Source organism: Methylobacterium sp. Leaf94 (assembly GCF_001426045.1).
In the GTDB taxonomy this organism is placed as follows: domain Bacteria; phylum Pseudomonadota; class Alphaproteobacteria; order Rhizobiales; family Beijerinckiaceae; genus Methylobacterium.
Genome location: NZ_LMRM01000022.1, coordinates 1 through 21,075, shown reverse-complemented (window position 1 = coordinate 21,075; position 21,075 = coordinate 1). Strand labels below are relative to the sequence as shown.

Annotated in this window: 20 protein-coding genes and 3 pseudogenes; 11 read left to right on the top strand and 12 right to left on the bottom strand. The window is 71.0% G+C overall.

The window, feature by feature from the left end; genetic code table 11:
• Window position 1: 1 nt before the first annotated feature.
• The 3 genes from ASG63_RS12860 to uraD all read right to left on the bottom strand — a co-directional run bounded on the left by ASG63_RS12860 (window position 2) and on the right by uraD (window position 1,532).
• On the bottom strand, window positions 2–262 hold the full coding sequence (locus tag ASG63_RS12860; protein WP_056216704.1) for a hypothetical protein: 261 nt from the start codon (window positions 260–262) through the stop codon (window positions 2–4).
• A 38-nt stretch (window positions 263–300) separates the two neighbouring features.
• On the bottom strand, window positions 301–498 hold the full coding sequence (locus ASG63_RS12855) for a hypothetical protein (RefSeq protein WP_056216702.1): 198 nt from the start codon (window positions 496–498) through the stop codon (window positions 301–303).
• Window positions 499–650: 152 nt separating this feature from the next.
• Window positions 651–1,532, bottom strand: a complete 882-nt coding sequence (gene uraD / locus ASG63_RS12850; protein ID WP_056216700.1) for a 2-oxo-4-hydroxy-4-carboxy-5-ureidoimidazoline decarboxylase — start codon at window positions 1,530–1,532, stop codon at window positions 651–653.
• Between the two features lie 165 nt (window positions 1,533–1,697).
• On the opposite strand from uraD, the gene ASG63_RS12845 reads away from it, so the two are divergent.
• Entirely contained in the window at window positions 1,698–2,066 is a 369-nt protein-coding gene (locus tag ASG63_RS12845; RefSeq protein ID WP_056216698.1) for a hypothetical protein, read from the top strand.
• Window positions 2,067–2,243: 177 nt separating this feature from the next.
• Window positions 2,244–4,839, top strand: a pseudogene (locus ASG63_RS12840) (sensor domain-containing phosphodiesterase).
• Here ASG63_RS12840 and ASG63_RS12830 read toward each other — a convergent pair.
• Window positions 4,830–6,794 (bottom strand): alpha/beta hydrolase domain-containing protein, encoded by a 1,965-nt coding sequence (locus ASG63_RS12830; RefSeq protein ID WP_056216693.1) that lies wholly within the window; start codon window positions 6,792–6,794, stop codon window positions 4,830–4,832. The pseudogene ASG63_RS12840 and the gene ASG63_RS12830 sit on opposite strands and share 10 nt — an antisense overlap.
• A 175-nt stretch (window positions 6,795–6,969) precedes the next feature.
• Between ASG63_RS12830 and ASG63_RS12825 the strand changes: the two genes are divergently transcribed.
• From ASG63_RS12825 to ASG63_RS12815, 3 genes are all read left to right on the top strand, one after another.
• The gene (locus ASG63_RS12825; RefSeq protein ID WP_082559291.1) at window positions 6,970–8,343 is read left to right on the top strand and encodes a nucleobase:cation symporter-2 family protein; all 1,374 of its coding nucleotides are present in this window, start codon (window positions 6,970–6,972) and stop codon (window positions 8,341–8,343) included.
• Window positions 8,344–8,378: 35 nt separating this feature from the next.
• On the top strand, window positions 8,379–9,221 hold the full coding sequence (gene pucL, locus ASG63_RS12820) for a factor-independent urate hydroxylase (protein WP_056216690.1): 843 nt from the start codon (window positions 8,379–8,381) through the stop codon (window positions 9,219–9,221).
• A gap of 378 nt (window positions 9,222–9,599) precedes the next feature.
• Window positions 9,600–9,851, top strand: a complete 252-nt coding sequence (locus ASG63_RS12815) for a hypothetical protein (RefSeq protein ID WP_056216688.1) — start codon at window positions 9,600–9,602, stop codon at window positions 9,849–9,851.
• Window positions 9,852–10,019: 168 nt separating this feature from the next.
• Here the strand turns inward: ASG63_RS12815 and ASG63_RS12810 are convergent, their stop codons facing one another.
• The 7 genes and pseudogenes from ASG63_RS12810 to puuE all read right to left on the bottom strand — a co-directional run.
• Window positions 10,020–10,499 (bottom strand): flavin reductase, encoded by a 480-nt coding sequence (locus ASG63_RS12810; RefSeq protein ID WP_056216721.1) that lies wholly within the window; start codon window positions 10,497–10,499, stop codon window positions 10,020–10,022.
• Window positions 10,500–10,594: 95 nt separating this feature from the next.
• The gene (gene rutD / locus ASG63_RS12805) at window positions 10,595–11,374 is read right to left on the bottom strand and encodes a pyrimidine utilization protein D (RefSeq protein WP_056216686.1); all 780 of its coding nucleotides are present in this window, start codon (window positions 11,372–11,374) and stop codon (window positions 10,595–10,597) included.
• Between the two features lie 6 nt (window positions 11,375–11,380).
• Window positions 11,381–11,770 carry a pyrimidine utilization protein C gene (rutC, locus tag ASG63_RS12800; protein ID WP_056216684.1) on the bottom strand — a complete coding sequence of 130 codons (390 nt, stop codon included), beginning with the start codon at window positions 11,768–11,770 and terminating at the stop codon, window positions 11,381–11,383.
• A gap of 127 nt (window positions 11,771–11,897) precedes the next feature.
• Complete coding sequence (rutB, locus tag ASG63_RS12795) at window positions 11,898–12,650, bottom strand: pyrimidine utilization protein B (protein WP_056216682.1); 753 nt, start codon at window positions 12,648–12,650, stop codon at window positions 11,898–11,900.
• On the bottom strand, window positions 12,650–13,783 hold the full coding sequence (gene rutA / locus ASG63_RS12790) for a pyrimidine utilization protein A (protein WP_056216680.1): 1,134 nt from the start codon (window positions 13,781–13,783) through the stop codon (window positions 12,650–12,652). The genes rutB and rutA overlap by 1 nt, the downstream gene beginning before the upstream one ends.
• 253 nt (window positions 13,784–14,036) lie before the next feature.
• Window positions 14,037–14,702, bottom strand: a complete 666-nt coding sequence (gene rutR, locus ASG63_RS12785) for an HTH-type transcriptional regulator RutR (RefSeq protein WP_056216678.1) — start codon at window positions 14,700–14,702, stop codon at window positions 14,037–14,039.
• A 90-nt stretch (window positions 14,703–14,792) separates the two neighbouring features.
• A pseudogene (puuE, locus tag ASG63_RS12780) lies at window positions 14,793–15,683 on the bottom strand (allantoinase PuuE); the annotation flags it as partial.
• Between the two features lie 208 nt (window positions 15,684–15,891).
• Between puuE and ASG63_RS12775 the strand changes: the two are divergent.
• From ASG63_RS12775 to ureG, 6 genes are read left to right on the top strand one after another with little or no spacing between them, the layout of a single operon-like run.
• Complete coding sequence (locus ASG63_RS12775) at window positions 15,892–16,512, top strand: urease subunit gamma (protein WP_056216674.1); 621 nt, start codon at window positions 15,892–15,894, stop codon at window positions 16,510–16,512.
• A gap of 4 nt (window positions 16,513–16,516) precedes the next feature.
• Entirely contained in the window at window positions 16,517–18,244 is a 1,728-nt protein-coding gene (gene ureC / locus ASG63_RS12770) for an urease subunit alpha (protein WP_056216672.1), read from the top strand.
• A gap of 53 nt (window positions 18,245–18,297) precedes the next feature.
• Window positions 18,298–18,780, top strand: a complete 483-nt coding sequence (locus ASG63_RS12765; RefSeq protein ID WP_056216670.1) for a DUF29 domain-containing protein — start codon at window positions 18,298–18,300, stop codon at window positions 18,778–18,780.
• Between the two features lie 49 nt (window positions 18,781–18,829).
• Window positions 18,830–19,339: an urease accessory protein UreE gene (locus tag ASG63_RS12760; RefSeq protein WP_056216668.1), complete on the top strand. Its 510-nt coding sequence runs from the start codon at window positions 18,830–18,832 to the stop codon at window positions 19,337–19,339.
• On the top strand, window positions 19,332–20,006 hold the full coding sequence (locus tag ASG63_RS12755; protein ID WP_056216666.1) for an urease accessory protein UreF: 675 nt from the start codon (window positions 19,332–19,334) through the stop codon (window positions 20,004–20,006). Before ASG63_RS12760 ends, ASG63_RS12755 begins: the two co-directional genes overlap by 8 nt.
• Window positions 20,007–20,029: 23 nt before the next feature.
• Window positions 20,030–20,659, top strand: a complete 630-nt coding sequence (gene ureG, locus ASG63_RS12750; protein WP_056216663.1) for an urease accessory protein UreG — start codon at window positions 20,030–20,032, stop codon at window positions 20,657–20,659.
• 77 nt (window positions 20,660–20,736) lie between these two features.
• Here the strand turns inward: ureG and ASG63_RS25810 are convergent.
• Window positions 20,737–21,075: pseudogene (locus tag ASG63_RS25810) on the bottom strand (methyl-accepting chemotaxis protein); the annotation flags it as partial.

Here is a 21,075-nt window from a genome sequence, read left to right as displayed (position 1 = left end):
CTCAGGGACGTCCGGGCGGCGTCGAAGGCGCCTCGGTCCCGTGCACCGGCCGCTCCTCGATCGGAATGCCGCCGGCCCGGGGCGGAACCGGGATCGCGTCGCCGCTGCGGATCGCCTCCGCCTCGTTGCGGGGGCCGGCCCGCCCCTCGGTTCCCCCCGGGGCGGTGGCAGCCTCCATGCCGGCGGGCGCGCCGGCGCCCTGGGCCAGGACCGGTCCGGCAAGGCCGAGGGAGAGGCTGAGAAGGCTGAGCACACGGATCATGCGGTCTGGTTTCCTGGAAGCGGATGGTCGAGGCGGTTTCAACGGTGGCGGCGGGTGAGCGCCGGCTGGTGGCGGGCCTTGTGCCGGTGTCGGAAGGCGGAGCGGCCGCGCAGGCCGCCTGGGGCGGTGACCCGGGGCTGGCCCCCCGGCGCGATCAGGGTGCCCTGGGCCCGGGCGGCCGGGGCAAACATCAGGGGACCCGTCAGGAGCAGCGCCGCGGCAAGACCGCGCGCCATCAGGGTCCGAACCGAAAGCCGATGCGTCAAATCCCATCCTCCCTGCGCCCCACGTAACCGGGGGCGATCAAGTTGCACGCAAAGGACATGCCGGAGCGGACTGAAATCACAAGGCTTTGTCACATCGTGCCGATGCCGCAGTCTCGGACCGCTCAGCTGCCGCGATAGGTCTGGTAGCTCCACGGGCTCGCCACCAGGGGCACGTGGTAATGCCCTTCCGGATCGGCGACCCCGAAGCGCAGCGTGACGATGTCGAGGAAGGGCGGTTCGGGCAGGCCCGGACAGGTGGCGCGGAAGTGATCGCCGATGCGGAAACGCAGCTCGTAGGCGGCCACCGGAACGGGGCGTCCGCCGATCAGCGGCGCATCGGTGCGCCCGTCGGCATTCGTCACCGTCCGGGCGACCAGCACGGTCTCGGTCTCCGACACCCATTCGTGGAGCTCCACCGGGATCCCCGGCGCCGGCCGGCCCGCCACGGTGTCGAGGACGTGGGTGGAGATCCGGCCCGTGACGCGCGGCGCACCCGGCCCGCTCACCAGGGTGCCGAGGCGAAGGGCGGCGATGCGGAACACCTCTGCGAGGGCGGTCCGGCGCTCGCTCTCCGGGTCGGCGGCGAGGCGTGCCTGAAAGGTGCGCAGCAACGAGGCGCGACCGTGGCGCTTGACGCAGAGGATGAAGGGAAACCCGAAGGTCCGGCCATAGGCCGCATTCAGCGCCGCGAACCGCGCGTCTTCCGCCTCCGAGAGCCGATCGAGGCCGGCGGCCGCCTGCTCGGCGATGGAGTCGGGGGCGATCGTGCCGGCGTGGGCCGCACGCCCGGCCAGCTCGGGATGGTTGGTGAGAAGGGCGTGGCGGGCCGCCTCGGGCGCGGCGTCGACCGCCTCCTGCAGGGCGGCGAGCAGGGCCTGGACGGTGGGGAACGGCCGCTTCGCGGCGGCGGCCTCGGCGACCCAGGGCGCGTGCTCGAACACGGCCCCGAGGGCGGCAACGAAATCGCCGTGCGAAGCCTGGTTCAGGGCGTCGAGGGTCGGCATCGAGGATCCATCCCGCGCAGGTCGGAGGGCCGTGGAAGCCTTAGCAGGCAGCGGGCCATCCGGCGCGGGCGCGTCGCCGCGCAAGGATCGCCAGGCGCGTGAAAATGTGGTCTGGCCGGCGCTCCCGCTCGATCGATGAATGCCGGACGGGCAGCGAGGCCAGCCATGATCCGCAAGACGCACCTTCCGCCCGACGCGACGCTGATCCAAGTCGCCGGTGAGCTCGCCGAGCCCGAGGAGTACCTGCGCCGGCTCCTCGGGAACATGCGATTCTGTCAGAAACGGCACGGCGACGCCCTGGTGCGGATCGGGGTGACCGGGAAGGGCAAGGGCCGGGGTCTCAGCCCCTCTTACCGGATCGACTACCGGGTGGACGGGGTCGAGACGGTCTTCAACGGATTCGGCGGCACCTCGCACAGCGCCTTCACCGAAACCAACGTCCGCGAGACGAACTGGAGCCGGGCCCACGCGACGATCCAGGAGGTCCAGCGCCTCTACGACGACCTGCGCAAGGGCCCTCCCCGCGCACCGTGAGCCTGCCGGAGACTCCCGTCCGTCGCCTGCCGATCCGACTTCAGGCGAAGGAGGGATCGGCATTTGGCGGAACTGTATGAATTCATACAGTCGAAAGTCTGCTGTGTGAGATGAAGGAAGGCTCGATGCTCAATTCTATAGCAAGCGATCAGCTGTTTCGGGTCGATTAAAGGTTGCATGTCAGATCTCACGGACCAGAAACCCGTGGGTGTGATGAGAATGGCCGGAGTGTCGCCGTCTCGGAGTGAGCCAGTAGCTGTCGAGGTCTTGAGCCAACCTGCGCCGGACCCGCAGCTGGACGCCGTATGCCGGACAGCGGCCGCGCTCTTCGGCGTTCGCTACGCCTTCGTCTCGCAACTGGACGGTGCCTGTCAGTGGTTCCTCGGCCGCGAGGGCCTGATCCTTCCGGGCACGCAGCGGGAGATCGCGTTCTGCGCCCACACGATTCGCGGCGAAGCCCATGCGCCCCTGATCGTGCTCGATACCCGTCGTGATCGACGTTTCGCCGCCAATCCGCTGGTCACGGGAGCCCCGTTCCTGCGCTTCTATGCCGGCGTGTCGATCGCTCTGGGTGATGGCCGCCATGCCGGCACCGTCTGCATTGCCGACACCGTTCCGCGCACCGGCTTCAGTGCGGCCCAGGTCCGGCGCCTGTCCGACCTTGCCCTCTTCGTCGAGGCGACCCTGCGCGGGCGCGCCGCCGAGTCGGAGGCCTGTCAGGCGCGCCATCGGGCCGAGGCCTCGGACACCCTCCTCCGCACCACCCTGGAACGCATGGATCAGGGCCTCCTGATGACCGATGCCGCGGACCGGATCCGGATCTTCAACCGCCGCGTGGCGACTCTGATAGGTGTGCCGGAGGAACTCCTCTACGATGGTGCGCCCTTCGCGGCCGTCCGGGCCCACCAGGCGGCGACCGGCGAGTTCGCCCACCTGCCCGACGCCTTGCGGGCCTGGCTGGAGCACGGTGCACCGGAGGCCCGCATCTACGATTATGAGCGCGTCCGCCCCGACGGGACCGTGCTTCAGGTCCGCACCCTGCCCCTGCCGCGGGGCGGGCTCGTGCGGACCTTCACCGACATGACGGCGCGCCGGGCGGCCGAGAGCGCCCTGCGCGCGAGCGAAGGCCGCTATCGGCTCCTCGCCGAGAATGCCAACGACGTCATCGTCCTCGGCGATATCGCCATGCGCTGCCTCTACGTCTCGCCCGCCGTGCGGACGGTCCTCGGTTACGAGCCGGAGGACCTCATCGGAACCACCGCGGCCGAGTTCTGCCACCCCGATGACGCCGCGGCCCTGACGGAGCACTGGTCTCAGCTGAAGGCCGGTCGGGAGGGGCGGTTCGTCACCTGCCTGCGGCATCGTCACAAGGCTGGTCACTACGTCTGGATCGAGGCCTCCGTCCGCGTTCTGCCGGATGCGCAGGCCGAGGACCGGATCACCTACGTGGCGACCCTGCGCGACGTCAGCGCCCGTCGTGAGGCCGAGGAGCGGGTCCGTCACATGGCGCTGCACGACGCCCTGACCGGATTGCCGAACAGGACGCTGTTCCGCGACCGCCTGGATCAGGCGATCGCCCATGCGCGCCGGGTTCGGACCGGCTTCGCTGTGCTGGCCTGCGACCTCGATCGCTTCAAGGCCGTCAACGACAGTCTCGGCCATCCGGCCGGCGACGCGTTGCTGCGCATCGTCGCCGAGCGGATGCGCGCGGCTCTGCGACCCTACGATACCATCGCTCGCCTCGGCGGCGACGAATTCGCCATCGTGCTCACCTATCTCGATGACGCGCGGGAAGCGGCCTGCCTCGCGGAGCGGCTGATCGCGGCGGTGAGCGAACCGATCGATCTCGACGGGCAGAGCGTCGAAGTCGGCGTCAGTATCGGCCTGACCGTCGCAACGGAGCAGGACTGTGACCCGGACGAGCTGTTCAAGCGCGCCGACATCGCCCTTTACGAGGCCAAGGCGGCGGGGCGGAACACCCATCGGGAGTTCGAGCCGGATGCGGGGGCGCGCATCGCCACGCGCGGTCTCCTCGCCCTCGACATGAAGGAAGCGATCCGCCGCGATGCCTTCCATCTCGCCTACCAGCCCGTGGTCGATGCCGCGACGGGGACGGTGGTGGGCTTCGAGGCCCTGATGCGCTGGCGCCATCCCGTGCAGGGCGATCTCGCGCCCGGCGCCTTCATTCCTCTCGCCGAGGAGACGGGGCTCATCGTGCCTCTCGGCGCCTGGGCCCTGCAGGAGGCTTGCCGGGAGGCGGCGGGCTGGCCCGCGCCGATCCGCGTCGCGGTGAACGTCTCGGCGGTGCAATTGCGGCGCCCGGGCCTCGAGGCCACGGTGCTGTCGGCCCTGGCCGCGAGCGGCCTCCCGGCGAACCGCCTCAAGCTGCCTGCACCGCCTGCGGGCTCTCGGGGTCCGGATCGCCCTCGACGATTTCGGCACCGGCTACTCCTCCCTGAGCTACCTGCGCCGCTTTCCCTTCGACCAGATCAAGATCGACCGTTCCTTCATCCGCGACATCGCCGATCCTGATGCCGCCGCGATCGTGCGGGCGGTGGTCGGCATCGGCGAGCGCCTCGGCATGGGCATCGTCGCCGAGGGCGTCGAGACCCCGGAGCAGCTCGACCTCGTGCGCCGGGAAGGCTGCACGCAGGTCCAGGGCTTCCTGTTCAGCCGGCCGCTGCCGCCGCGGGAGGCGTCCGCCTACATCGCGGCCCGTGCCGACCGGGCCGGAGCCTCACGGGGTCCGCGCGTGGCCGCCGGTCAAGGCTGAGCCTCCGCCGCGCGGGCGGCCGCGACGAGGCGTTCCGCGTCCTCCTTCAGGAGCAGCCGCTCCGCCACCAGGCCGTCCGCCGCGCGGGCAACCGCCGCCGTCCGGTCGCCCCGGGTCGGGTAGCGCTCGGCCAGGGAGCGGCGCGGGTCCCCCTTCGCCTCGCGCTCGGCCCGGGTCTCGGCCAGGGGCAGCCGACTGCCCTCCCGGTCGCAGAGCTCGCCCGCCGGGAATGGCTCGGCGTAGAGGTTCCAGCCGGTCTGGGTCGCGAGCGGGGCAGCGACGTCGGGCAGGCGGATGCCGGCGATCTCGTGGCCGTCGGCATCGACTTTCGGCACTAGGGGGCGGTACTGCGAACCGCCCTCCGGACGGGGATCGACGGCGCTGGCGAAGCGCGCGATCGCGTTCGGGGCATCCGGCAGGCGCAAGCCCGGGATGTAGGGAAACCCGGTCTCCGCGGCGGGCACCAGCGTCCCGTCCGCGAGATTCGGCACGCGGCTCGGCGGCGGCGCGACCCCGCGGGCGACCCAGTCCTCCAGGGCGACCAAGAGGGCGCGCAGGGCCGGGGCGGGGCTCAGGGTGTTGCGCGGATGGAGGCACGGCCCGCGGGCCGCACTCAGGCCGGCGCGCCCGTAATGGAATCCGCTGGAGACGAGATAGGCCCGGGCGGTGTCCGGCAGGGCGACGTCGGTTTGGCCCAGGGAATCGGTGGTGAGGAGCGAGGCCCCCTTCTGCCAGTACTCGGTGCTGGTGTTGACCTCCATCAGCAGCGGGTCGAACCCGTCCCCGCGCAGCAGCGAGCCGGTCCGGCCGGTGACGGGATCGTGCTGGGGAGCGGCCGAAAACGGGAACGCGTTCTCGGGGTAGAGGTGGTCCTCGTGCTGGGTGTTGGTGCGCGAGGGCTGGCCGAAACGGGCATTGAGGTACACCCCGCCGATGCCGGAGATGTGCAGCAGCATCCCGTCGAAGACGCGCCGGCCGTCCTCGTCCTGATTGAAGCCCTGGTGGATGTAGTCCCGCAGGAAGCGCCCGCTCTGGGAGATGCCGAGGGCGACCGCGTGGCGGATCGCGCCGCCCGCCGGGTTCTCGGACGAGGCCGGTCCGCGGAGATGGGCGACGACGTCCCGGGTGGCGGCGAAGCCGATGCCGAGCACCTTCGGGTTCGCGGCCGGATAGGTCAGGGTGTAGAGTGTGCCCGGCTCCGGCTTGACGGTGGCGGGCACGAGGCGGAGCTCGCCGGGCCCGGCGAAGGTCCAGGCACCGTCCGGGACGGGGCGCGGCGTGTCCGCCTCCCGGCGGCGCACGGTGAGGCGGGCGCCGGCCTTGTCGGGGTTCGCCGCCTTGAAGGTGAGGAAGAACGGCGCCTCGGGCGGCCCCCGGGTGGCGCTCACGAGTTCGTCCCGCACGGTCTCGACGATGGGCGCCCCGCCTTGCGTGGCCACCGGTACGTCGATCGCCATGCCGCCCAGCTGACGCAGGGCCTCCGCCTCCCAGCCCGACCAGACCACGGTGTCACCCCGGCGCAGGACCAGGGCGGTGCCCGCATCCTGGGCGGTGCGCGGATCGTTCACCGCCTGGGCCGCCTGCGGGGGCGCGTCGAGGACCCAGTTGAACAGGAACTTCCGGCCGCGGTTCAGCGCCTCGTAGAGCAGCGTGCCGCTGGCGCGGGCCGGATCCTTCGGCCGGAGCATGAACAGGTCGGTGCTGTATTCCACGAGCCCGCGCGTGTTTCGGGGCGCCCGTATGAGGTCGACAATGCCGGCGTTGCGCGGGTCGGCCGGGTCGAGCTCCCCGCGCACGACGCCGATCACCCGTTCGTAGGCGCCCGCCTCGCCGAAGCTCTGGCCGTCGGCGAAGGGCTCGACGGTCCGGATCTCGACGGCGGTGACCCGGGCCAGGGCCGGCTGGGGGAGGCCCGCGCAGAGGAGCGCGCCCACGAGAGCGGTGGTCCTGACCATGTGCCTGTTCCTCGCCCGACCAGCGTCAAGCTGCGCTGTTGGTCCGGATCTTACACCGGACCGCCGCACGGTCGAGGGCGTGCGCGCCGCCGGGCGACGATCGGCCGGATGGCACGTGGTTTGCGGACCTCGGGACCGGCAGCCCGGCGGGGCTCGCGGGACGGGGGACCGACGCGTGGATCACGGTTCTGCTCAGATCAGCCCGGCTCGGATCGTCCCGGCCACCCGGGTTCCTCCGGTGGCGCTCGGCCTGCTCGCCCTCCAGCACGTCCTGGTGATGTATGCCGGGGCCGTGGCGGTGCCGCTCATCGTCGGGCGCGCCCTCGGGCTGCCGCCCGAGCAGGTGGCGATGCTGGTGAGCGCCGACCTGTTCGCCTGCGGCCTCGCCACCCTGATCCAGAGCTGGGGCCTGCCCGGCATCGGCATCCGCATGCCGGTGATGATGGGCGTGACCTTCGCGGCGGTGACGCCGATGATCGCCCTGGGCACCAACCCGGCCCTCGGGCTCGCGGGCATCTACGGCGCCGTCATCGTCGCGGGCCTGTTCGCGCTCCTCGCCGCGCCCCTGGTGGGGCGTCTCCTGCCCCTGTTCCCGCCGGTGGTGACCGGCACGGTGATCCTCGTCATCGGCATCTCGCTGATGCGGGTGGGCGTGAACTGGGCCGCCGGCGGCCTCGGCAACCCGCGCTACGGGGCCCTGCTCTATCTCGGCCTCGCGCTGTTCGTCCTCCTCGTCATCCTGGGCCTGACCCGGTACGCCCGCGGCTTCATCGCCTCGGCCTCCGTGCTGATCGGCATCGTGGTCGGCATGGCCGCGGCGGGAGCCTTCGGCCTCGTCGACCTGTCGCGGGTGGCCACGGCGCCGTGGTTCGACGTGGTGCGGCCCTTCGCCTTCGGGGCGCCGACCTTCGACCTCGTCGCCAGCCTCACCCTGTGCCTCGTCATGGTGGTGGTGATGATCGAATCCACCGGCATGTTCCTGGCGCTCGCCGAGATCACCGGCGAGACCGTGGACGCGGCGCGCCTTATCAGGGGCCTGCGCGCCGATGGCCTCGGCACCGTGCTGGGCGGGGTCTTCAACACCTTCCCGTACACCGCGTTCTCGCAGAACATCGGCCTCGTCGGCGTCACCGGCGTGCGCTCGCGCTGGGTCGCGGTGATCGGCGGCGTGGTCATGCTGGTCCTCGGCCTGATCCCGAAGCTCGCCGCCCTGGTGGAGGCCGTGCCGCCCTGCATCCTCGGCGGGGCCGGGCTCGTCATGTTCGGCATGGTGGCGGCCACCGGCACCCGCATCCTCGGGGCGGTGGATTTCGCCGCCAACCGCAACAACCTGTTCGTCGTCGCGGTGTCGGTGGGCTTCGGCCTGATCCCCCTGGTGGCGCCCGCCTTCTTCAAGCAGATGCCGGACGTGCTGCATCCGCTGCTGGAATCCGGCATCCTCCTCACCGCCCTGTCGGCCGTGAGCCTGAACCTGTTCTTCAACGGGCTCGGCAGTCGGGCGGACGCCCGGGCCGCGGCGGCCCGCCTCGCCCACGCCGCCGAGGCGTGAGACCCTCGGCGTCCCATCACCGGAGGAGACCCATCATGGCCCTGACGAAGGCACGCTACGGCAAGGGTCGGGTGCGGGTGCTCCGGCTCGCCCGGGAGAGCGCCCGCCACGCGGTGCGCGAACTCACCCTGACGGTGCTGCTGGAGGGCGATTTCGGCGCGGCCTGGACGGCGGGCGACAACCGGCAGGTGATCGCCACCGACAGCATCAAGAACATCGTCAACGTCACGGCCGCCCAATACGTCGAGGCCGAGACCGAGGCCTTCGTCGGCCACGTCGCCGCCCTCTTCCTGGAACGCTACGCGCAGGTCGCCGCCGTCACCATCGAGGCCCTGGAGACCCGCTGGCTGCGCCGGACCGTCGACGGGGTGCCGCACGCCCACACCTTCACCCTCGACGGCAACGGCGCGCCCTTCGTCCGCCTCGTCGCCGACCGGACCGGCGCGGTGCTGCAATCGGGCCTGCGCGGCTACACCCTGATGAAGACCACCGAATCCGGCTGGGCCGATTTCGTCGACGACGCCTTCCGGACCCTGCCCGACACCCACGACCGCATCTGCGCCACCAGCATGGACGCGACCTGGACCTGGACCGCGCCGCCCACCGACCCGGTGGCGACCAACGCGGCGGTGCTCGACACGCTGATCACGGTCTTCGCCACCACCTACAGCGCCGGCGTGCAGGACAGCATGTACCGCATGGGCGAGGCGGTGCTGGCGGCCCGGCCGGACATCGCCGAGATCCACTTCGCGATGCCCAACAAGCACTACCTCCCGATGAACCTCGCGCCCTTCGGCATCGCCCACGGGGGCCAGGTCTTCCTGCCCACCGACGAGCCGCACGGCCAGATCGAGGCCACCCTCATGCGCGGCGCCTGACGCCGCGACGCGGTCCCGGACGGATCGGATCACGGCGATTCCGCCTCCAGGCGGGCCGGCGCGCCACAACCCGCATCCCGAAAATCCGGCCGTCCGCGTGCCAACCCGCACACGGCTTCCAGAATCGTGCCAAGGCAGCTGCGTTGCCGAAAAGACGGGCGGTCTCCGCCCAAGGCATAGAAATCACAGAGGATTCCGAAGCTTTCCGGTGCTTCCATTGGGGGATGGGCGCCGGACCGCATACTGCTTTGCTCATCCTTGATGCACGCGCATCGAGCAGCCCGTGTTGTTTTCGGTGGCATACGCGCACAGATTGCAGGAACTCGAACACGCCCCCTCGCGTCTTTGCGAGACGTGTTCCGATCAAGGATCCCTGCCATGCGCCATCGTCACCTCACCGCCGCCCTCGCCATCGCCCTGGGCCTGTCCGCGTCCGGAGCCCTCGCCCAGAGCTACACCGCGCCTGCCGGCATCCCGGCGGCCGTGGCGCCCGCTGGTCTCGAAGGGCGGGCCGCCGCCAACAACCTGAACGCGTTGCGCCGGAACAATGGCCAGCCCGTCGCGCAGCGGCACCTCACCGATGACCTCACCACCGGTTCGGTGCGCGTCCCCCGCACCGACCGCTGGTAAGTCCCGGGTCCGATCCGCCCGCCGCCTTCGGGATGCCGACCGGCACGCGATCTCGCGGGCAAGCCTGCGCGGTCCGATCCCGACGACGGCCGGTGTTCCCAGGCGGGGGCGCCGGCCGTCGTCGTTCCGGGAGCCCCCGTTTCCGGAGGGGTCCGGGGCGGATGGCGTTCAGGCCGCCGCTTCGCGCGGGGCCACGACGCCGAGCGGCACGGTGTGATAGCGTCGATCGGCGTAGACGAGGCCGTGCCCGTCGCCGGGTTCGGCCAGGCCCACCACCTCGCAATAGAGCACGTCGTGGGTGCCGACCGCGTGACGCCCGACGATGCGGCAATCGAAGGCGGAGAGCGCCCCGGGGAGGGCCGGCGCTCCGGTCACCAGGGTGGTCCAGGTGGCCGCGGCGAAGCGCGTCTCCATCGGGGTGCGCCCGCCGAAGGCCGCCGCGATCTCGGATTGCTCCGCCGCCAGGGTGTTGACGCAGAGTACGTCGTTGGCGCTCACGGCCGCGTAGGCCGAGGACGACCGGTTGATGCAAACCAGCAGCGTCGGCGGCCCGTCGCTCACGCTGCACACCGCCGAGGCGGTGAAACCGGCCCGGCCGCCCGTCCCGTCGGTGGTGACGAGATGGACCGCGCCGGCCACGCGCGCCATGGCGCCGCGGAAGGCGTCGGCCTCGACGGGAAGGGTGTCGGCCTCGACGGATGATGGGTGCGCCGCGTCGCTCGGCCTCGTCTGGCTCACGGTGATCACTCCTGTCGGTCGAGGAACGCCACGAGCGTCCGGTTGAAGGCGTCGGCGCGGGTGACGCTGTGTGCGTGGCCGCCGCTGGGGACCCGGTCGAGCTGCGCGTTCGGCAGGCCGCGCGCAAGGTCTTCCGAACACAGATAGGGCACCAGGACGTCGTCGTCCGCCGCCATCACCAGCGTCTCGTGCGGGATGTGCGGGAGATCCGCCGTCAGGTCGAAGGCCTCGAGTGCGGCGATCCGGGCCAGGACGGTCTCGCGCCCGGGGAACTGCGCCAGGGCGTGCGCCTCGTCCTCGGCCACCCGGGCCGCGTTCCGGGACAGCCATTCCGCCGGGTAGAGGAAGATCGCCTGGGCGCGGACATAGGCCTCGGAGCTCTCGGCCAACAGCACCTTCCGGGCAGCAAAGCAGCGCTTCGTGGCGGAATCCGCCCGCGCCCAGCCGTTGACCACGGCGAGGCGACCGACGCGCTCCGGGGCGGTCCGGGCGAGTTCGAGGCCGATCAGGCCGCCGAGGGCGTGGCCGACGACGTCGCAGCGTTCGACCCCGCAGGCTTCCATCACCGCGAGGGCGTCCCGGGCCATGGCAGCGATGTCGTGGCCGGGCTCCAGGCTCCCGCCCGAGCGGCCGGTGCCGCGATGGTCGTAGGTGATGACGCGGAACCGCTGGGTCAGCGCCGCCATCTGCGGCGCGAAGTAGGCGGCCGAGCCGCCGAGGCCCGCCGAGAGCAGGACCGTGCGGTCGCCGATGCCGTGGACGGCATGGTGGAGCGATCCGGCCATGCCGCCTCAGGCCCCGCCCACATGCGCCACCGAGGCGATCTCCACCAGGGCGTCGGGCTTCACCAGGCCGCACTGGATGCAGTAGCGCGCCGGCTTCTCGCCGGGGAAGTACTCGGCATAGACCCCGTTGATGGCAGCGTAGTCGGCCCAGTCCTTGAGGAAGACGTGGTTGAAGGTGACGTCGTCCATGCTGCCCCCGGCGGCGGCGACCACGCCCTTGATCGTCTCCAGCACGTGCCGGGTCTGGGCGGCGGCGTCGCCCACGTGCACGACGTTGGCCTCGGCATCGAGGGGCAGCGTGCCCGAGACGTAGAGGACGCCGTCCGCCAGGGTGCCGGGAACGTAGGGGGCCAGCGGCTTGCCGGTGCCGGGCGGGATGATCGCGGTCTTGGGCATCTTCGGGGGCTCCTCGGGGGATATCTGAATCGGGGCGACTCCGCGCAGGAGGCGCCGACGTGTCTTCCTGCCCGCGTGGGGAGGGGGAACGCGGTCCGGCACGAGGTCCGGCTTCGCGCCGGCGGCCCTATGCGGCGGCCTCCGTGCGATCGAGGTCCGGTGCGACGGCCGCCTCGAAGGCGGCGACGTCCGAGACCCAGCCGAAGAAGGTCTCGATGTTGGCGAGCGCCCCCGCCTGCAGGGCCGGCGGGCCTGCCTGGTGGGTGGCGTCGGCCAGCACGATGCCGAAATATTCGAGGAAGAAGCCGTCGCGCAGGGTCGATTCCACGCAGACGTTGGTGGCGATGCCGGTGAAGACCAGGGTGCGGATGCCGGCCGCGCGCAGCAGGCTGTCGAGCTGGGTGTTGTAGAAGCCGCTGTAGCGCGGCTTGCCCAGTACGATGTCGCCGGGCTCGGGCCGGAGGGCGTCGACCAGGGCGTAGTCCCAGGTTCCCTTGGCCAGCAGGCGTTCGTTCATGCCCGGCTGGGCCCGCATGGTCTTGAGGGCGTTGGACTTGTGCCAGTTCGGCGAACCCGGTCCGCCGGCCTCGACGTAGTCCGGGTCCCAGCCGTTCTGGAACCAGACGATCCGGATCCCGGCGGACCGCGCCGCCGTCACCGCGCGGGCGATCTGCGCCACCACCGGTCCGGTGCCCGAGACGTCGAAGCCGGCGAGATCGAGGTAGCCGCCCGGGCTGGTGTAGGCGTTCTGCATGTCGACGACGATGAGCGCGGTGGCGGATCCGTCGAAGGCGATGGGTTCGGGCCGGGCCGCCAGGGTGATGCCGCCCTGGCGCCCCTCTGCGTCGGTGTAGCCGGCCGGTCTTGCGCTCTGGTCCATCACGCCACCTTGACCATGGTCTCGGCGTCCCCTGCGGCGGGGGCGTCGTCCGCGATGTGGGCGCGGCTCTTCATCAGGGGCTGGATGCGGGTGCCGTAGGCGTCGAGCCCCTTGAGGAAGTCGTCGAACACCAGGAGCACGCCCTCGGTGCCCGGCACGGTGGCGACCTCGTCGAGCATCCGCGCCACCTCGGCGTAGGAGCCGACCAGCGTGCCCATGTTGATGTTCACCGCGGAGGTCGGGTCCGCCATCTGGCGCACGTTGGTGTCGGTGCCGGACTTGGTGTCGGCGGCCCCCTGGACCCCGAGCCAGGCGATGGCCTCCTGGTCGGCGCCGGCCTTGTAGTGCTCCCAGGTGGCCCGGGCGGCCTCGTCGGTCTCGTCGGCGATGACCATGAACAGCACGTAGGAGGAGACGTCGCGGCCTGTGGCGGCCATCCCCATCGTGGCCTTGGCCTCCTCCAGCCGCGCCACCGTGGGGGCGAAGGCTGTGGGCGTGTTCACGCCCTTGCCGAAGCAGAAATTGTAGTCGGCGTACTTCGCCGTGAACGCCATGCCGGCGCTGGACTGGCCGGCGCAGATGATCTTCATCGCGGCCTGCGGGCGCGGGCTCAGGCGGCAATCGTCCATCTGGAAGAATTCGCCCTTGCGGTCGCAGACCCCCGTCTCCCACAGGTCGCGCAGCACCTGTGCGTATTCCGAGAGGTACTCGTACCGGCGGGAGAAGTATTCGTCCCCGGGCCACAGGCCCATCTGCGCGTATTCCGGCCGCTGCCAGCCGGTGACGAGGTTGAGGCCGAAGCGCCCGTTCGAGATCGAGTCGATGGTCGCGGCCATGCGGGCCGTGATGGCGGGGGGCATGCACAGGGTGGCGGCCGTGGCGAACAGCTTGATCCGGCTGGTGACGGCCGCCAGGCCCGCCATCAGGGTGAAGGATTCGAGGTTGTGGTCCCAGAACTCGGTCTTGCCGCCGAAGCCCCGCAGCTTGATCATCGACAGCGCGAAGTCGAGGCCGTAGCCCTCGGCCTTGAGCACGATCTGCTTGTTCAGCTCAAAGCTCGGCTTGTACTGCGGCGCGTTCTCCGACAGGAGCCAGCCGTTGTTTCCGATCGGTATGAAGACGCCGACGTTCATGGCAACCTCGCTCGCACGGGCAGGACCCGACTGAAGGACAAGACTTCGCAACAGGCACGGACTGGACAAAGCAAGACGAGGGCCTGTCGGGACCGGACGGGAGACTGGAATCACCCCCGGCACCGACGATCCAACTCTATTTAGACCAAATGGTCAAACTCCATTCGGCGTTTTTCTGGCGGTTGCATAAAGTCTCTTCGGTTTGCCCAGCGGTTGAGCGATCCCTGCCCAGATCGGCGGCGGATTCCGCCCCCTACGGTCTCGGATTCAGGCCGAGGCCCGCCAGAATCAGCTCCTGCGTGCTGCCGACGACCGCTTCGAAGAAGGCCGGATCGTCGAGGCTGCGCCCGGTGACGGCATCCACCTGCACGGCGAAGTCGGCATAGTGCTGGGTGATCGCCCAGATCGAGAAGATCAGGTGATGGGGGTCGTGTGGGCCGATCCGTCCCTGCGCGCTCCAGCTCCGGATGACGGTGGCCTTGGCCTCGACGAGGTCGCGCAAGGGGCCTTCCAGCTCCGGCCGCAGCAGCGGTGCCCCCTGCACGATCTCCAGGCAGAACAGGCGCGAGGCCTGGGGCGCGTCGCGCGACAGGGTCAGCTTGGCGCGGATGTAGTGCCGGAAGGCCTCGGCCGGCTCGCTGTCGGCGTCGAAGGCCTGGAGCGGATCGAGCCAGACCGCGAGCACCCGGCGCAGGACCGCGACGTAGAGCGCCTCCTTGGAGGGGAAGTAGTAGAGCAGGTTGGTCTTCGAGAGGCCGGCCCGCTCGGCGATGCCCTCGACGCTGGCGCCGTGCAGCCCGACGCTCGAAAACAGGGCGAGCCCCGCATCGAGGATCATCACGCGGCGCGCCTCGCCGTCCTTGCGGCGCCGGCGCGCGGGCGGGGGGGCGACGGCGGCGTCCGGGCTGGTCTCTGTCATCGCCCGCATCGAAGCCCGCGGCGGCGGCGCCTGGCAAGGGGGGCGAGCCGGCATGTCCCGCGCTATTGCGGCGCGCCGCCCTCAGGCGGGCGGGTGCGTCCGCATCCAGTGCTCGGCGATGTCGATGCGCCGGGCGATCCAGACCCGGTCGTGGGCGGCGATGTGGTCGAGGAAGCGGACCAGGGCGCCGACCCGCCCGGGCCGGCCGACGAGCCGGCAATGCAGGCCCACGGACATCATCTTGGGCGCCTCCGCCCCCTCGGTGTAGAGCGCGTCGAAGGTGTCGCGCAGGTAGGTGAAGAGGTGGTCGCCCGTGTTGAAGCCCTGGATCGCCGCGCATTTCATGTCGTTGGCGTCCAGCGTGTAGGGCACCACCAGGCCCCGGCCGCTGGGCTCGTCGATCCAGTACGGCAGGTCGTCGGCGTAGGAATCGGCCAGATAGGTCATCCCGGCCTCGATCCCGAGGTCGAGGGTGTGGGGCGAGGAGCGCCCGGTGTACCAGCCGCGCGGGCGGGCGCCCGTGATCTCGGTGTGGATGCGGATCGCCTCCTCCATGTGCGCCTTCTCCTCGGCGCGGGTGAAGTCGCGGTAGTCGATCCACTTGAGGCCGTGGCAGGCGATCTCCCAGTCGGCCTCCCGCATCGCCGCGGCGACGTCCGGGTGGCGGGCGAGCGCGGTGGCGACCGCGAAGGCGGTGACGGGAATTTTTCGCGATTGGAACAGCCGCCAGAGGCGCCAGAACCCGGCCCGCGAGCCGTACTCGAACAGGGATTCCAGGCTCATGTGGCGCTGGCCCGGCCAGGGCTGCGCCCCGACGATCTCCGACAGGAAGGCCTCGGAGGCCGCATCCCCGTGCAGGATGCAGTTCTCGCCCCCCTCCTCGTAATTCAGCACGATCTGCACCGCGATGCGCGCGCCGTCGGGCCAATGCGGGTGCGGCGGGGTGCGGCCGTAGCCGACGAGGTCGCGGGGATAGGTCAACGGCCGGCCCTCGGGACGGAGAGAAGGATCGCCCCCGCTGTTCGGCCGGGGACCCGCATCCTGTCAACCGGAGGGCGGGCCGCGGCCCGCTTGCGCTCGCTGTCCAGGGATGCATCCATGCGCGCCGCGTTCCCGGCGCGCGGTTCCGCCGCGCACGGTCCTTGCCTTCCCGGGCCCGAGACGTCCGCGCCCAACCTCCGAGGTCCCCGTGCTCCTGACCCCACGCGAAAAGGACAAGCTCCTCCTCGCCATGGCCGCGCAGGTGGCCCGCAACCGGCTCGGCCGCGGCGTGAAGCTGAACTACCCGGAGGCGGTGGCGCTAATCAGCGACTTCGTGGTCGAGGGCGCCCGGGACGGGCGCTCGGTCTCGGAGCTGATGCAGGCCGGCGGGCACGTGCTCACCGCCGAGCAGTGCATGGACGGCATCCCCGAGATGATCCACGACATCCAGGTCGAGGCGACCTTCCCGGACGGGACCAAGCTCGTCACCGTGCACCACCCGATCCGGGGCGCGGCCTCGGCGGAGGTGCCCGGCACCGTGACCACGCAGCCCGGCGAGATCGTCTTCAACGCCGATCTGCCCCGCACGGTCGTGACGGTGTCCAACGTCGGCGACCGGCCGATCCAGGTCGGCTCGCATTACCACTTCTACGAGGTCAATCCCGGCCTGACCTTCGACCGCGCGGCGGCGCGCGGCCAGCGCCTCGACATCGCCCCCGGCACGGCGGTGCGCTTCGAGCCCGGCGTGACCCGGGAGGTGGTGCTGGTGCCGCTCGGTGGAGGCCGCACCGTGTACGGCTTCCGCGGCGACGTGATGGGAGCGCTCTGACGCCATGGCCAACATGCCCCCCCGCGCCGCCCTGCCCCGGGCCGCCTATGCCGACATGTTCGGCCCCACCACCGGCGACCGCATCCGCCTCGCCGACACGTCGCTGGTGATCGAGGTGGAGCGGGACCACACCACCTACGGCGAGGAGGTGAAGTTCGGCGGCGGCAAGGTCATCCGCGACGGCATGGGGCAATCCCAGGTCACCAACCAGGACGGCGCCGTCGACACCGTCATCACCAACGCGGTGGTCCTCGACCATTGGGGCGTGGTGAAGTGCGACGTCGGCCTCGTGAAGGGCCGGATCGCCAGGCTCGGCAAGGCCGGCAACCCGGACATCCAGCCCGGCGTGGACATCGTGGTCGGCCCCGGCACCGAAGTGATCGCCGGCGAAGGCAAGATCCTCACGGCCGGCGGGTTCGACAGCCACATCCACTACATCTGCCCGCAGCAGATCGACGAGGCCCTGTGCTCGGGCATCACCACGATGCTCGGAGGCGGCACCGGGCCGGCGCACGGCACCTTCGCCACCACCTGCACCCCCGGCCCCTGGCACCTCGCCCGGATGATCGAGGCGGCGGATGCCTTCCCGATGAACCTCGCCTTCGCGGGCAAGGGCAACGCCGCCCGGCCCGAGAGCCTGGTGGAGATGATCCGCGCCGGCGCCTGCGCCCTCAAGCTCCACGAGGACTGGGGCACCACCCCCGCGGCCATCGACACCTGCCTCACGGTCGCCGACCTCCACGACGTGCAGGTGATGATCCACTCCGACACCCTCAACGAATCCGGCTTCGTCGAGGACACGATCCGGGCCTTCGCGGGGCGGACCATCCACGCCTTCCACACCGAGGGGGCGGGCGGCGGCCACGCACCGGACATCATCAAGGTGGCGGGGCTCGCCAACGTGCTGCCCTCCTCCACCAATCCGACGCGCCCCTATACGAAGAACACCATCGACGAGCATCTCGACATGCTGATGGTGTGCCATCACCTCGACCCGGCGATCCCCGAGGATCTTGCCTTCGCGGAGAGCCGCATCCGCCGCGAGACCATCGCGGCCGAGGACATCCTGCACGACATCGGCGCCCTCTCGATGATGTCGTCGGACAGCCAGGCCATGGGCCGGGTCGGCGAGGTCGTCATCCGCACCTGGCAGACGGCCGACAAGATGAAGCGCCAGCGCGGCGCCCTGCCCGGGGACACCTCCGGCAACGACAACCTGCGCGCCCGCCGCTACGTGGCGAAGTACACCATCAACCCCGCCATCGCGCACGGCGTCTCGGCCCATATCGGCTCGGTGGAGCCGGGCAAGCTCGCCGACCTCGTCCTGTGGAATCCGGCCTTCTTCGGGGTGAAGCCCGATCTCGTCATCAAGGGCGGCGCCATCGCCACCGCCCCGATGGGCGACCCCAACGCCTCGATCCCGACGCCGCAGCCGGTGCATTACCGACCGATGTTCGGGGCTTACGGCCGGGTGCCCTTCGCCACCGCCCTGACCTTCGTGTCGAAGGCGGCGATCGAGGACGGGCTCGGCGACCGGCTCGGCGTGCAGAAGCGCCTCGTCGCCGTCGAGAACGTGCGCGGCGGCATCTCGAAGAAGAGCATGATCCTCAACGACGCCACCCCCGACATCGAGGTCGACCCCGAGACCTACGACGTCCGCGCCGACGGCGAATTGCTGGTCTGCGAGCCCGCCGACGTCCTGCCGATGGCGCAGCGGTACTTCCTGTTTTGAGGCGATCCGTTCCGTTTTGCGGTAGGATGCGGCCGACGCCCGCGGAGCTTTCCATGTCCAAGGCTGCCCTCAGCCCATCCCAGGGGCACGAACTCTACGAGGCTGACCTCTATCTGTGGACGCAGGATCAGGCCGCCCTGCTGCGGGCGGGGCGACGGCAGGACATCGACTGGCACCACATCGCCGAGGAGATCGATAGCTTGGGCGGATCGCAGAAATCCGAGATCCGGGCTCGGCTCGCCGTGCTGTTGCAGCACCTGCTGAAGTGGGAGCTTCAACCGGAACAGCGGAAATACGGCTGGCGTGCCTCGATCGTCGGACAGCGCCTTCAGATCGAGGGGCTCCTCGAGGTCAGCCCGAGTCTCCGGGCTTGGCCGGAGACGGTCCTGACCAAGGCCTATCAGCTCGGGCGCGTCCGCGCGGCGAGCGAGACCGGGCTGGCGGAACAGACCTTTCCGTCGCCGTGCCCCTACACCCTGGCGCAGATCCGGGACGATGACTTCTATCCCGGCCCCATCGAGCCCCGCTTCACCTGATGAAACCCCCCGCTCCCGTGATCCCCCGCACCGCATCGTCCCACGCTCCATGATCCGCGCCACGAAAGTCCTGCGTCGCGACGCGCTCGCCGGCGAGATCGTCGACCGCATCGTCCTCGACCACGGCGACCGGCACCGCCGGCGCGTGGCGATGCGCAGCGCGGGCGGGCTGCGCTTCCTGCTCGACCTGCCGGAGCCCACCGTCCTCGACGACGGCGACGCCCTGGTGCTGCAGGACGGGCGGCTGGTCTGGGTCGAGGCCGCGCCGGAGCCGCTGCTGGAGATCCGGGCCCCCGACGACCACGCCCTCAAGCGCCTGATCTGGCACATCGGCAACCGGCACATCCCCGCCGAGATCGGCGCCGACGCCGTCTATATCGGTTTCGACCACGTGCTCGCCGAGATGGTGCGGGGCTTAGGCGGCAGCGCCGAGCCGGTGGAACGCCCGTTCCGGCCGGAGGGCGGCGCCTATGCGGGCGCGGGCGCAGTCCACCCCCATCACGGCCACTCCCATCACCACGACGGCCATCACCACGACCATCCGCACGACCATGATTGAGGCCCTGCGCCTGATGGCGTGGCTGTCGCCGGGCTACCCGGTGGGGGCCTATGCCTACTCGCACGGGCTCGAGGGCGCGGTGGAGAGCGGTGAGGTCGGCGACGAGGCCTCGCTGACGGCCTGGCTCGCCGACGTGCTCGAACACGGCTCGGGCCGCAACGACCTGATCCTGGCGGCGCACGCCCATGCGGCGGCGCGCGCGGACGACGCCGCCGGGCTCAGCGAGGTCAACGACCTCGCCCTGGCCCTCGCCCCATCGCGAGAGCTGCACCTGGAGACGAGCCAGCAGGGCCGCAGTTTCCTCGACGCCACCGTGGCGGCCTGGGGCACGCCCGGCCTCGACCGGCTCGCCGCGGGCCTGACCGGTGCGGTCGCCTACCCGGTGGCCGTCGGGCTCGCGGCCGGGGCCCACCGCATGGCGTTGGTCCCGGTGCTCGCCGGCTTCGGTCTCGCCTTCCTGCAGAACCTCGTCTCGGCGGCCCTGCGCTGCGCGCCCATCGGCCAGAGCGCGGGCACCCGGATCATCGCCGCCCTGACACCGCGGGTGACGGCGCTCGCCGCCACGATTCCGGCCCTCTCGCTCGACGATCTCGGCAGCGCCACCCTGAACCTCGACCTCGGCTCGTTCCGGCACGAGACCCAGTATTCCCGGATCTTCCGCTCCTGAGGCCCCCTCTTGAGGATCGTGTCATGAACTCCGCCAACGGCTCCGCTCTCAACGGCCCGCTCCGCGTCGGCATCGGTGGCCCCGTCGGCTCCGGCAAGACCGCCCTGATGGAGCAGCTCTGCAAGCGTTTTCGCGATACCTACGAGATCTGCGCGATCACCAACGACATCTATACGAAGGAGGATGCCCGCCTCCTCACCGTGGCCGGCGCCCTGCCGGAGGAGCGGATCATGGGCGTCGAGACGGGGGGGTGCCCGCACACGGCGATCCGCGAGGACGCCTCGATCAACCTCGCGGCGGTGGCGGAGATGCGCCGGCGCTTCCCGAAGCTCGACCTCATCCTGATCGAGTCCGGCGGCGACAACCTTGCGGCCACCTTCTCGCCGGAGCTCGCCGACCTGACCCTCTACGTCATCGACGTGGCGGGCGGCGAGAAGATCCCCCGCAAGGGCGGCCCCGGCATCACCCGCTCGGACCTCCTCATCGTCAACAAGACCGACCTCGCGCCCCTGGTGGGCGCCGATCTCGGCATCATGGAATCCGACACCAAGCGCATGCGCGGCGCCCGGCCCTACGTGTTCTCGTCGCTCCGCGACGGCCACGGGGCGGACGCCATCGCGCGCTTCGTGGTGGAGGCGGGCGGCCTGAGCTAGCCGGGTGCCGTGAGCCTCACAAAAAAGAAGGGCCCGGAACGCGCCCCTTCTCGTGTCCTGGCGATCGTGGGCACCGCTCAAGCGGCGCGCACGGTGGCCAGGAAGCGCTGGACCTCGGCGCTGAGGTGCTCGGACTGGCGCGAGAGCTCGGAGGCGGCGCCCAGCACCTGGGCGGCGGCCGCGCCGGTCTCCTCGGCCGCGCCCGCCACGCCCGCGATGTTGGCCGTCACCGCCCCCGTGCCCATTGCCGCCTGCGCCACGTTTCGTACGATCTCCTGGGTGGCCGCCCCCTGCTCCTCCACCGCCGCCGAGATCGAGGTGGCGACACCGCTGATCTCGCGGATGCGCGCCGCGATCCCGTCGATCGAGGTGGCGACACCGCTGATCTCGCGGATGCGCGCCGCGATCCCGTCGAT

What these genes read in the sequence shown, in the direction of transcription:
- ASG63_RS12830 (WP_056216693.1), bottom strand. Translation starts at nt 6,794, where the DNA reads ATGGTCAGGACCACCGCTCTCGTGGGCGCGCTCCTCTGCGCGGGCCTC.
- rutC (WP_056216684.1), bottom strand. Translation starts at nt 11,770, where the DNA reads ATGCCCAAGACCGCGATCATCCCGCCCGGCACCGGCAAGCCGCTGGCC.
- rutB (WP_056216682.1), bottom strand. Translation starts at nt 12,650, where the DNA reads ATGGACCAGAGCGCAAGACCGGCCGGCTACACCGACGCAGAGGGGCGC.
- ASG63_RS12755 (WP_056216666.1), top strand. Translation starts at nt 19,332, where the DNA reads ATGATTGAGGCCCTGCGCCTGATGGCGTGGCTGTCGCCGGGCTACCCG.
- ureC (WP_056216672.1), top strand. Translation starts at nt 16,517, where the DNA reads ATGGCCAACATGCCCCCCCGCGCCGCCCTGCCCCGGGCCGCCTATGCC.
- ureG (WP_056216663.1), top strand. Translation starts at nt 20,030, where the DNA reads ATGAACTCCGCCAACGGCTCCGCTCTCAACGGCCCGCTCCGCGTCGGC.
- rutA (WP_056216680.1), bottom strand. Translation starts at nt 13,783, where the DNA reads ATGAACGTCGGCGTCTTCATACCGATCGGAAACAACGGCTGGCTCCTG.
- ASG63_RS12810 (WP_056216721.1), bottom strand. Translation starts at nt 10,499, where the DNA reads ATGGCGCGCGTGGCCGGCGCGGTCCATCTCGTCACCACCGACGGGACG.
- ASG63_RS12845 (WP_056216698.1), top strand. Translation starts at nt 1,698, where the DNA reads ATGATCCGCAAGACGCACCTTCCGCCCGACGCGACGCTGATCCAAGTC.
- ASG63_RS12860 (WP_056216704.1), bottom strand. Translation starts at nt 262, where the DNA reads ATGATCCGTGTGCTCAGCCTTCTCAGCCTCTCCCTCGGCCTTGCCGGA.
- rutD (WP_056216686.1), bottom strand. Translation starts at nt 11,374, where the DNA reads ATGGCCGGATCGCTCCACCATGCCGTCCACGGCATCGGCGACCGCACG.
- uraD (WP_056216700.1), bottom strand. Translation starts at nt 1,532, where the DNA reads ATGCCGACCCTCGACGCCCTGAACCAGGCTTCGCACGGCGATTTCGTT.
- ASG63_RS12760 (WP_056216668.1), top strand. Translation starts at nt 18,830, where the DNA reads ATGATCCGCGCCACGAAAGTCCTGCGTCGCGACGCGCTCGCCGGCGAG.
- ASG63_RS12765 (WP_056216670.1), top strand. Translation starts at nt 18,298, where the DNA reads ATGTCCAAGGCTGCCCTCAGCCCATCCCAGGGGCACGAACTCTACGAG.
- ASG63_RS12855 (WP_056216702.1), bottom strand. Translation starts at nt 498, where the DNA reads ATGGCGCGCGGTCTTGCCGCGGCGCTGCTCCTGACGGGTCCCCTGATG.
- ASG63_RS12815 (WP_056216688.1), top strand. Translation starts at nt 9,600, where the DNA reads ATGCGCCATCGTCACCTCACCGCCGCCCTCGCCATCGCCCTGGGCCTG.
- rutR (WP_056216678.1), bottom strand. Translation starts at nt 14,702, where the DNA reads ATGACAGAGACCAGCCCGGACGCCGCCGTCGCCCCCCCGCCCGCGCGC.
- pucL (WP_056216690.1), top strand. Translation starts at nt 8,379, where the DNA reads ATGGCCCTGACGAAGGCACGCTACGGCAAGGGTCGGGTGCGGGTGCTC.